The organism is Clostridium sp., from assembly GCF_036781005.1.
Classification (GTDB): Bacteria; Bacillota; Clostridia; order Clostridiales; family Clostridiaceae; genus Clostridium_B.
On sequence record NZ_DAIQBT010000033.1, the window covers coordinates 25,525 to 35,436 of the forward strand.

The window sequence follows — 9,912 nt, forward strand, 5'->3', positions numbered from 1 at the left end:
TCATTGAGAACAGGAGAAATTTTGCGAAAGACCTATGAAACGGATATAAAAGTTAAAATGGATTTAGATGGGAAGGGAAAATATAATATTGATACAGGTATAGGCTTTTTTAATCATATGCTCTGTATGATAGCAAAGCATGGAATTATGGACATGGACCTATATGCCAAAGGGGATTTGGAGGTAGATTTTCACCATACCGTAGAAGATGTGGGAATATGTATTGGAAAATCCATAAAAAAAGCACTGGGAGATAAAAAGGGTATAAGAAGATATGGAACTTTTTTTATACCTATGGATGAAAGTTTATCCATGTGTTCTGTGGATTTAAGCGGAAGACCTTTTTTAGTTTTTCAGGGAGACTTAAAAAATTCCAAGGTGGGAGAAATGGACACGGAGCTTGTAGAGGAATTTTTTAGGGCACTTGCTTTTAATGCTGAGATGACTCTCCATATAAAAGTATTTTATGGGAAAAATACTCACCATATTATAGAGTCTATTTTTAAATCTTTTGCCCATGCGTTGAAAGAAGCAGTGGCACTAGATGAAAGAATAGAAGGTAGTTTGTCTACAAAGGGAATGATTTAACAAGGAGGGAATATTTTGATTTCTATTATAGATTATGGAATGGGAAATTTGAAAAGTGTAAAAAAAGCATTGAAATATATAGGAAAAGAAGCCCAAATAACTTCAGATGGAAATTATATAGAAAAGAGCCAGGGAGTGATATTACCGGGAGTTGGTGCCTTTCCTGAGGCCATGAAGAACCTAAAAGATAAAAAACTGGATATAGCTGTAAAAAATATTGTAGAAAAAGGAATACCTCTGCTTGGCATATGCCTTGGAATGCAGCTTTTATTTGATACTGGGGAAGAAGTAGAAAATTGCAGAGGGTTAGGGCTTATACCTGGAAATATAACCAAACTCTATGGGGATATAAAAATACCGCATATGGGATGGAATAGTTTGAATATAAAAAGAAAATGTATACTACTAGAGTCTGTTCCTGAAAATAGTTATGTGTATTTTGTACACTCTTTTTATGCAGATGTAAGATATGAAGAGAACTTAAATGCATATAGTACTTATGGAATTCAGGTACCGGCAGTTGTAAGTAATGGGAATGTGTATGGAACACAATTTCATCCCGAAAAAAGTGGAGATACAGGTATAAAGATGTTGGAGAATTTTGTGAAACTTTTAGATAAATAAAATCATCGTATTTTAAGGAGGCGGCTTTATATGATAATACTTCCTGCCATAGATTTAAAAGGCGGAAAATGTGTCAGATTATATAAGGGGGATATGAATTCACAAGAAGTGGTGGCAAAAGACCCTTTGGAAACAGCATTAAAATTTAAAAGTGAAGGTGCTAGGTATATACATATGGTGGACTTGGATGGAGCACTGAGGGGAAATGGGGAAAATTTAGATATAATATCAAAAGTAGTGAAAAATGTGGATGTACCTATAGAAGTTGGTGGAGGTATAAGGAATATAGAAACCATAGATAGATTTATAAAACTAGGGATAAGCAGAGTAATACTTGGAACAGCAGCATTAAGGGACAGGAATCTGGTAGTGGAAGGTGTAAAAAATTATGGAGAAAAAATTGCAGTAGGAATAGATGCAAAAGATGGGGTACCTGCAGCAGATGGGTGGACTACTTTAAGCAAAACAAATTATATAGACTTTGGAAAAGAAATGGAGAAGATAGGAGTACAGACTTTAATATTTACGGATATAAGCAAGGATGGAACTTTGGAGGGAACCAATGTAGAACAGCTTTTAAAACTTAAAAATTCAGTTAAATGCAATGTAATAGCTTCAGGAGGCATAAAAGATATAGAAGACATTAAAAGTCTCAAAAAGGAAAATGTATATGGGGCTATAGTTGGGAAAGCCATATATGCAAAAACACTTTCTCTGAAAGAAGCCATAGAGATAGGAGGGAATTAGATGCTTACTAAAAGAATAGTTCCTTGTTTAGATGTAAATATGGGAAAGGTAGTCAAAGGAATAAACTTTGTAAATTTAAAAGATGTAGGGGATCCTGTAGATATAGCACAGTATTATAATAAACAAGGGGCAGATGAAATAGTATTTTTGGATATTACAGCTACCTATGAGAAGAGAAAAACATTAATTGATGTGGTGGAAAGAACTGGGGAAAAGGTATTTATTCCTCTTACTGTAGGAGGCGGAATATCAGACATAGATGATTTTAAGGCTATACTTAGGGCAGGGGCAGATAAGATATCTGTGAATTCAGCGGCTATAAGAAATCCCAATTTAATATATGAAGCTGCAGACAAATTTGGATCTCAATGTGTGGTAGTTGCAATAGATGCAAAGAAAAGGGCAGATGTGTCAGGATGGGATGTATTTATAGAAGGAGGAAGAAAAAATACTGGAATAGATGCTATAGAATGGGTAAAGAAAGTGGAGAGTTTGGGTGCAGGGGAAATACTCCTTACCAGTATGGATGCAGATGGTACTAAAAATGGTTATGACATAGAACTCACCAAAAAAGTAGCCCAATCTGTAAATATTCCCGTAATAGCCTCCGGGGGATGTGGCTCTTTAGAGGATTTTTATGATGTATTTAAGTACACTGGAGCAGATGCAGCTCTTGCAGCTTCTCTATTTCATTACGGAGAATTAGAAATAAAGGATGTAAAAGATTATCTTCACAAAAAAAATATTTCTGTAAGATTGTAAACAATATCTCTTGTAAAAAATATAATTATGGAATATAGTAAAATAGGTGATAGTATGGAAAAGGAAATTTTAAAAAATATAGATTTTAAAAAAGGACTTGTGCCCGCTGTGATTCAAGACTTTCAAAATGGAGAAGTGCTCATGGTGGCGTACATGAATGAAGAATCTTTAAATAAAACTATTGAAACGGGAAAAACCTGGTTTTGGAGCAGATCCAGAAAAGAACTGTGGAATAAGGGGGCTACCTCAGGCCATTATCAATATGTAAAAAGTATAAGTGTAGATTGTGATTATGATACACTTTTAATAAAAGTGGAACAGGTAGGAGCTGCCTGTCATACTGGAAATAGAAGTTGTTTTTACAGGAGCATAGTTTAAATAATAAAATTTGAAAAGGAGTATTTGTTTGTGGAATTACAAAGTGTGGTAGAAGAATTATATAATGTGGTGAAAGATAGAAGAGAAAATCCAATAGAGGGTTCCTATACTAACTATCTATTTAAAGAAGGATTGGATAAAATATTAAAAAAAGTTGGAGAAGAGAGTGCGGAAGTCATAATTGCCAGTAAGAATGATAATAAAGAAGATAAGATTTGTGAAATATGTGATCTCGTATATCATGTTTTGGTTTTGATGGCAAATGAGAACATAACTTTGGAGGATATAAAAGAAGAACTTGAAAAGAGAAGGCAAAAAATATGTAATAAAAAAGTGGATAGGAAAGCTATAGAGAAAATATAAGGTTTCATGCTATTATGGGCTTCATATAATTTAACAAATATTTAAGTATTTAAATAGTAAATATTTAAGCTCTACTATCTATAATAAAAATTATAGATAGTAGAAATGTGAAAAATTTATTTGGGAGCTGATGATAGCTTGAAACATATAAGATTAAATATTATACCCCTAAGTCTCATGCTTGTAATACCTGTAATAAATATAATTTATAGAAAGTTAAACAATCCTCTTAATGGCTGTTATAATTTAGTTACTTTTTTAGATAAACAGGTGCCTTTTATAAAGGAGTTCATAGTTATGTATTGGGTATGGTATCCTTTTTTAATATTAATACTGGTATATTTTTGCTTTAACTATAGAAAAATCTATTATAAAACTATGATTACTATAATTTTAGGAATGTTTTTGTGTTATATAACTTATTTTTTATTTCAAACAACAGTACCGAGACCCACTCTTTACGGCAGGGATATTTTCATAGGTATTGTTAAACTTACCTATAGATGGGATAATCCTTTCAATTGTTTTCCAAGTATACATGTCTTGACAACTTATGCAGTTATAAGAGGATGTATGGAAGGGGTAAAAAATAGAATGAATAAAATAAGTATAAATTTTATAGGGATATTTATAATATTATCTACTCAATTTGTAAAACAACATGTAATTTTAGACTTGATTTCTGCTATAATATTAGCAGAGATATTGTATAGATTTGTTGCAGGATTTATCTTAGAAAAATGTGAAATAGTGTTTTCAAATAAATATATCGATATAAATAGTGAACAATAAGCAGTTTTGACAATTAAATTACATTCAAATTTTGGAGATAATGAATTATAATATAAGTATGAGTTTTTAGGAGGGATAAAAAAATGGATAACTACAAATTACTGTCTGACTTGGTGGAAGCGTCTACAAAACCTATATTGAATGCTAAAGGCTATTGGCAGACAAGTATAGTAAATGTTCTAAAAGCAAAACGTGAAGAATTTGGGGATCTTAATGATTATAGCCTGGAATTGAAAGCTGACATTGTATACATAATGACAGTGTGGAGAAAGCAAAGAAAGGTTATATATGATTGGGTGGAAAAATCAGCACTGCCTTCAGTAATGGAAGTAAGCAGTATGCTCTCAGAGATCGACAATACCTCAAAAACAGAGGTTCTAGGTGGAGATGTGGTTTTAAAATCCGGAGAGCCTTTAGGTGATGATGCCGCAAATATAGTAAAAAAATATAACTGCATAGAAAATATGAATAAAAGGGTAATGCTCATGGAAAGAGAATATTTTTACTGCCGTATAAGAGATAACATACTTTTAAATGTATATCAATTTATATGGGAAAATGGAGAATTGGGAGCTGAAGTGGTAAGAGATTGCACTAAGGAAACTGTGGACAAAGTAGCTGATTTAATTTCACGATGTGCCTATGAATGTGTAAAGGTAAATGAGTTTGTTTAAGTAATATTTAATAAAATAGTGAGGAGAAAGTTCTAGCATTAATTATATAATCGTTATTTTATGTTATATAAACTTTAATGTTTCTGACTTTCTCTTAATTTTTAATTTTAGGGGGGGATTTAAGGTGTTTGATACACATATACATACAACTTTTTCTACAGATTCAGATATGAAGATAGAAGATGCCATAAAATATATGAGAGGAAAAAACATATCGGCTATAGTGACAGAACATATGGATATTAATTTCCCCAAAAAAAATTTATTTTGTTTTAATGTGGGAGATTATTTTAATGCATATTCTAAATATAGAGGTAATGATCTGCTTTTAGGAATAGAACTTGGTATGAAAGAGGATTGTTCCAAAGAAAGCAGTGATTTGATAAAAAATAATTCCTTTGATTATGTAATTGGATCGGTACATTTGGTGGAAAACTTGGATCTTTATTATGAGGATTATTATAGAGGAAAAAATAAAAAAGAAGCCTACGTTAAATATTTTGAAGTTATATTGGAGAATTTGGATAAATTTAAATTTATAGATAGTCTGGGACATATTGATTATATAGCAAGGTATGCCAAGTTTAAAGATAAAGAAATATATTACAGGGATTTTTCTGATATAATAGATGAAATATTAAGCAAAGTTGTAAAAGAGGGCAAATGTCTGGAATTAAATACAAGAAAACTATATAGTGATACATCAGTAAAAAATATGATAGATATCTATAAAAGATTTAGTGAGTTAGGGGGAAAATATGTGACAGTAGGTTCCGATGCCCATAATGTGGAAGCTATAGGGAGTAATTTTAAGGTGGCATGGGAAATTTCAGAGCTTTGCAATTTAAAGATAGTATATTTCAAGAATAGATTGATGGAATATGATAAGGGTTTTTAATTAAGAAAAATAAAATATATATTATATAAGTTATGAAGGTATAAATCCTATAAATTTCCCTGTGATACCAGTGTAATAATGATCAATTCAGGAGAATTATTAATTTTTACAGGGAAACTATTTCCAAGGCCTGGCTTACAACCATTTTGGTTCCATTCTTTTCATGAATGCCCTCAGAATATTTAGGAAAGAAGCCTTGATTTGGTGTAAAAAGTTCTCCAATAAAAGGTAACCGTATCTGTCCCACATGAGCGTGACCGCTTAAAACCAAATCAATTTATTATCTGCGTGTGTAGAGAATGATTCTGGCCTATGTGATAATAAGATTGTAATGGCTGGTATTATCTAGTACAGTCTTTAATTTTGCATCAATTATGGTTGAATTTTCGTTAGATAAATTATGGTCAGAGACAAAGGCCGGATCAGCTATATAATTTACAATAACAAATAGCTAACTTTATAGGGGTAAGAACTAGTGGATATATGCACATAGTTTTTTCAATATAGCCTTGTCCTCTTTTATTGAATCCTAAAGTGGATCTTTTTGTCAGACAAATTTTTGATATATTTATAGTTAGGTCAATAAACAAAAATCTAATAAAATATATTATCATACTTTCCCGCAAATTCTTCTCACTTTCAGATAAATATTATGTCATGGAACTGCCATCGTTAGATGGTGTGCAGCATCCTTTTAGATGCTCCTTTTACTCCAACTTAAAAGTCTTAAGGTTTATATATATCAGGAGCTTTCACACTATCAGATTTATTGGAATTATCTGAATCTATAGGCATTAAAGTAAACTTTATATTAACAACAATTTTTCTGTTAAGTTCATTTTCTAAAACACTTTCTATCGATTCTTCTATAGCATCTGATAATTTTTTCTCGTCTTCAGCTTGTACATCAATTATATATTGTGAGGCGTCACTAGAATATGAAAAACTAAAATCCACTAATTTCGCTTTCGTTAAAGATAACTTATCCTTAATTGCATATTCTATTGCTTTATCCGCATTCAGAGTAGGCTGATATTCCTCAGTATTCTCTTTAGTTTGAGATTTAACTGTTTTATCTAAAGTTGTATCTTCTGATTTTGTTGAAGAATCAACTTCTTGATCCAATATAACTTTCATAGTAATTTGAGCAGGTTTTCCTAATTGTTTTTCTAAACTATTTTCCATAAGTTTAATATTACTTCCATCTAATTTATTAATTGATCTAGCTACAGTATTAATCAAAACTTTATTATCTTTTATTTTATATGTATAATTTACTAAATCCATACCATCAAAAGTAGACGTAGTTTTTAATAATGAATCATCAATTAGTTTTTTCATTCTTTCCTGAACTATTGTGGCATACATAATGTAAGATAAAGGAATTGTAATAATGGCAAAGGCTGTAATAGAAATAAGCATTCTACGCTGATTCATTTTTAAAATAGTCTTCTGTTTTTCTGACTTATCAATTTCATCTTTTGTTGTAAATCCTGAAAACTTAAAAACTAAAGCACTCGCTAAATTTATAGATATTAAATTTGTTAAAAATAAAAAGAAACCGCCAAAGGCTACTGTGTATTCATTTTGAACTAACCCTGTTCCGACAACACAAAGTGGAGGCATAAGAGCTGTTGCAATAGCTACGCCAGGAAGCACTGAACCTTCTTTTTTATGACACATAGTATAGGCACCAGCTGAACCAGAAGCTAGTGCTATAACTAAATCAATCAGAGTAGGTTTTGTTCTTGACAATATTTCATCTGTCAAGCTTCTAGATGGTATAAATAGTGTTATAAATACACTCACTGTAATTGCAACAACAGTTCCTAAAATAATACCCTTTATAGATTTAGCAAAGAGATTAGATTCACCAAGTGTCATAGAAAAAGACATTCCTATTATAGGACTCATAATAGGAGAAATAAGCATTGCTCCGATTATTACAGCGGTACTATTGGTAAGTAATCCTAGTGTTGCAACTACTGCAGCTAGTATAACTAATAAAAAATATGTAACACCTATAGACGATTCCATCTTTATAGAATCGTATACTATTTTTCTTTTTTCTGCTGATATGATTGGTAAAAACTGAAACATGTAAAATACTCCTTTAGTAAATATTCATTTAGTTTTAAGGCTTGATTAAATCATGTAAAAAATATTGAAGTATACGTAAACTTTAATTGCTGTTGGTATAGTTAATAAATTGCTCGCTTTTATTATCTATATTTTATGTGGGGCAAAAGGAGCATCCGGGTCATGTACTGAAAAGTAAATATTATAATATGGAATTGCTATTTATGAAACCATAAAAACTGTGTAATATTAGCTAACATGTCCATGAATAAATTAACTAAACTATGGTAATTAATATAACAAAAATATCATAGATTTACTTTTTAATATTTAATATAAAGAAAATATGTCTTTAAACAATATTTACATTATTAGTTTCAGGTTTTATAAGTGCAAAAATTATTAATCCACATATCCCAGATAAAAGCGAAGCTGCTATTATACTTATCTTTGCCGTAGATAATATAGCTTCATCTGAAAATGATAAAGATGAAATAAATATTGACATTGTAAATCCAATGCCTCCGAGTACACTTGCACCATATAAGTGTTTTTTATTTACTCCTAAAGGAAAATTAGCGATACCTAATTTTACTAATATTGTTGAAGCACCAAATATACCTAATTGTTTTCCTAAGAAAAGTCCTAAAATAATTCCAACACTAACAGGTGTTGACATAATTGTTGAAAGACTGTTCATATTTATAACTACTCCTGCATTAGCTAATGCAAATATAGGCATAATTAAATAAGAAGAACATGGTGATATTGCATGTTCAAGTTTATTTAGCATTGATTTTTTAAATGCTTCTTCATCTCTTGAGCCAGGTATTATCATTCCAAGTAATACTCCTGCCAATGTAGCATGTATACCTGATTTAAGCATAGTAAACCATAGTACAATTCCAATAATAATAAAAATAGTTGGAGATTTTACTTTAAATTTATTTGCTAATATAAGTACACCAACAATAGTTAAACTTAATAAAAGGTAAAACCATGATATTTCAGTGCCATAAAATATTGCAATTACAATAATTGCTCCCAAATCATCAACTATAGCCAAAGCTGTAAGAAAAACTACAATCCCCTTAGGTGCTTTTTTACCAACTAAAGAAATTACTCCTAAGGCAAATGCAATATCCGTTGCCATAGGAATTCCAAAACCATTGATAGTTGGTTTATTATAGTTGAATAATGCATAGAAAATTGCAGGTACAACTATTCCACCTATAGCAGCAGCAATTGGCAGTATAGTTGTTTTTAAGGATTTAAGCTCCCCAATTAATAACTCTTTCTTAATTTCCATACCAATTGCAAAGAAAAATACTGACATCAATCCATCATTAATCCAATGAGAAATTGACATTGATACAGATGCTGCTTTATACCCAATTGTTATATTTTTATGTAATATTTCATTGTAAATTGGAGCAAAATTTAAATTTGCTAATAGGATTGCAATAACAGTGCAAATTAATAATATTATTCCACTAAAAGATTCACTTCTAAAAAAGTTTAAAGAACTATAAGTTCTATTGTTTGTGTTATTTTTCATACCTCGTATCCTTTCTTATATCATTAAAATTATTTTACAAAAATAAAAAGAGAGATAAAACCCTAATTAAGTTTCCCACCCCAGAAACCGAAATTACTTGAAAGTAAATTTAATAATATACCCAACCGAACATAGGTATATTAATTTATTTTTAAATAGATTATATTCTTTAGCATATATAATATCAATAGTGAACTTATTATTTATCAGGACAAGTGCATGAAATTTATAAAGCATTGATTTTAGCTTTTCTAGGTTTTGACAAATATATACCAAAAGCTGAAACACCTTGAAAAATCAGTGTTAGTTTTTTAACGTGTGTTTGTCCTATTATATATATAATTTCTCTTTCTATTTTTTCGAACTCAGGTTAAAATGATACTAAGAAAAAATGGGCGTAGTTCAAATATGATGGAGATTTTCATTTAGAATAATATGGATGGAAAAAC

At 30.4% G+C, this 9,912-nt stretch carries 11 protein-coding genes and 1 other annotated feature; of the genes, 9 read left to right on the forward strand and 2 right to left on the reverse strand.

The window, feature by feature from the left end:
• Window positions 1-3 precede the first annotated feature (3 nt).
• The 9 genes from hisB to V7Q02_RS12525 all read left to right on the forward strand — a co-directional run bounded on the left by hisB (window position 4) and on the right by V7Q02_RS12525 (window position 5,826).
• Entirely contained in the window at window positions 4-588 is a 585-nt protein-coding gene (hisB, locus tag V7Q02_RS12485) for an imidazoleglycerol-phosphate dehydratase HisB (protein ID WP_333861351.1), read from the forward strand.
• A 15-nt stretch (window positions 589-603) separates the two neighbouring features.
• A complete protein-coding gene (gene hisH, locus V7Q02_RS12490) occupies window positions 604-1,212 on the forward strand; it encodes an imidazole glycerol phosphate synthase subunit HisH (protein ID WP_333861353.1) in 609 nt (202 codons plus the stop codon).
• Between the two features lie 30 nt (window positions 1,213-1,242).
• Window positions 1,243-1,959: a 1-(5-phosphoribosyl)-5-[(5-phosphoribosylamino)methylideneamino]imidazole-4-carboxamide isomerase gene (gene hisA / locus V7Q02_RS12495; RefSeq protein WP_333861354.1), complete on the forward strand. Its 717-nt coding sequence runs from the start codon at window positions 1,243-1,245 to the stop codon at window positions 1,957-1,959.
• Window positions 1,960-2,721, forward strand: coding sequence for an imidazole glycerol phosphate synthase subunit HisF (hisF, locus tag V7Q02_RS12500; protein WP_333861355.1), 762 nt, complete (start codon window positions 1,960-1,962; stop codon window positions 2,719-2,721).
• 54 nt (window positions 2,722-2,775) lie between these two features.
• Window positions 2,776-3,099, forward strand: a complete 324-nt coding sequence (gene hisI / locus V7Q02_RS12505) for a phosphoribosyl-AMP cyclohydrolase (protein ID WP_333861364.1) — start codon at window positions 2,776-2,778, stop codon at window positions 3,097-3,099.
• 30 nt (window positions 3,100-3,129) lie between these two features.
• Entirely contained in the window at window positions 3,130-3,462 is a 333-nt protein-coding gene (hisE, locus tag V7Q02_RS12510) for a phosphoribosyl-ATP diphosphatase (RefSeq protein ID WP_333861356.1), read from the forward strand.
• Between the two features lie 177 nt (window positions 3,463-3,639).
• Window positions 3,640-4,254: a phosphatase PAP2 family protein gene (locus V7Q02_RS12515; RefSeq protein ID WP_442882169.1), complete on the forward strand. Its 615-nt coding sequence runs from the start codon at window positions 3,640-3,642 to the stop codon at window positions 4,252-4,254.
• An 83-nt stretch (window positions 4,255-4,337) separates the two neighbouring features.
• On the forward strand, window positions 4,338-4,928 hold the full coding sequence (locus tag V7Q02_RS12520; protein ID WP_333861358.1) for a hypothetical protein: 591 nt from the start codon (window positions 4,338-4,340) through the stop codon (window positions 4,926-4,928).
• Between the two features lie 124 nt (window positions 4,929-5,052).
• Complete coding sequence (locus V7Q02_RS12525; RefSeq protein WP_333861359.1) at window positions 5,053-5,826, forward strand: histidinol phosphate phosphatase; 774 nt, start codon at window positions 5,053-5,055, stop codon at window positions 5,824-5,826.
• A gap of 726 nt (window positions 5,827-6,552) precedes the next feature.
• On the opposite strand, the gene V7Q02_RS12530 is transcribed toward V7Q02_RS12525, so the two are convergent.
• Window positions 6,553-7,926: a TIGR00341 family protein gene (locus V7Q02_RS12530; RefSeq protein WP_333861360.1), complete on the reverse strand. Its 1,374-nt coding sequence runs from the start codon at window positions 7,924-7,926 to the stop codon at window positions 6,553-6,555.
• Window positions 7,927-8,257: 331 nt separating this feature from the next.
• Window positions 8,258-9,463 (reverse strand): Na+/H+ antiporter NhaA, encoded by a 1,206-nt coding sequence (gene nhaA / locus V7Q02_RS12535; protein ID WP_333861362.1) that lies wholly within the window; start codon window positions 9,461-9,463, stop codon window positions 8,258-8,260.
• Between the two features lie 69 nt (window positions 9,464-9,532).
• Window positions 9,533-9,590 (reverse strand) — a sequence feature (sodium ion sensor (DUF1646 type); this cis-regulatory element may regulate processes involved in with the transportation of sodium ions).
• Window positions 9,591-9,912 lie beyond the last annotated feature (322 nt).

Coding starts and splice junctions, on each gene's coding strand:
- hisA (WP_333861354.1), top strand. CDS start 1,243: ATGATAATACTTCCTGCCATAGATTTAAAAGGCGGAAAATGTGTCAGA.
- hisF (WP_333861355.1), top strand. CDS start 1,960: ATGCTTACTAAAAGAATAGTTCCTTGTTTAGATGTAAATATGGGAAAG.
- hisI (WP_333861364.1), top strand. CDS start 2,776: ATGGAAAAGGAAATTTTAAAAAATATAGATTTTAAAAAAGGACTTGTG.
- V7Q02_RS12515 (WP_442882169.1), top strand. CDS start 3,640: ATGCTTGTAATACCTGTAATAAATATAATTTATAGAAAGTTAAACAAT.
- V7Q02_RS12520 (WP_333861358.1), top strand. CDS start 4,338: ATGGATAACTACAAATTACTGTCTGACTTGGTGGAAGCGTCTACAAAA.
- V7Q02_RS12530 (WP_333861360.1), bottom strand. CDS start 7,926: ATGTTTCAGTTTTTACCAATCATATCAGCAGAAAAAAGAAAAATAGTA.
- nhaA (WP_333861362.1), bottom strand. CDS start 9,463: ATGAAAAATAACACAAACAATAGAACTTATAGTTCTTTAAACTTTTTT.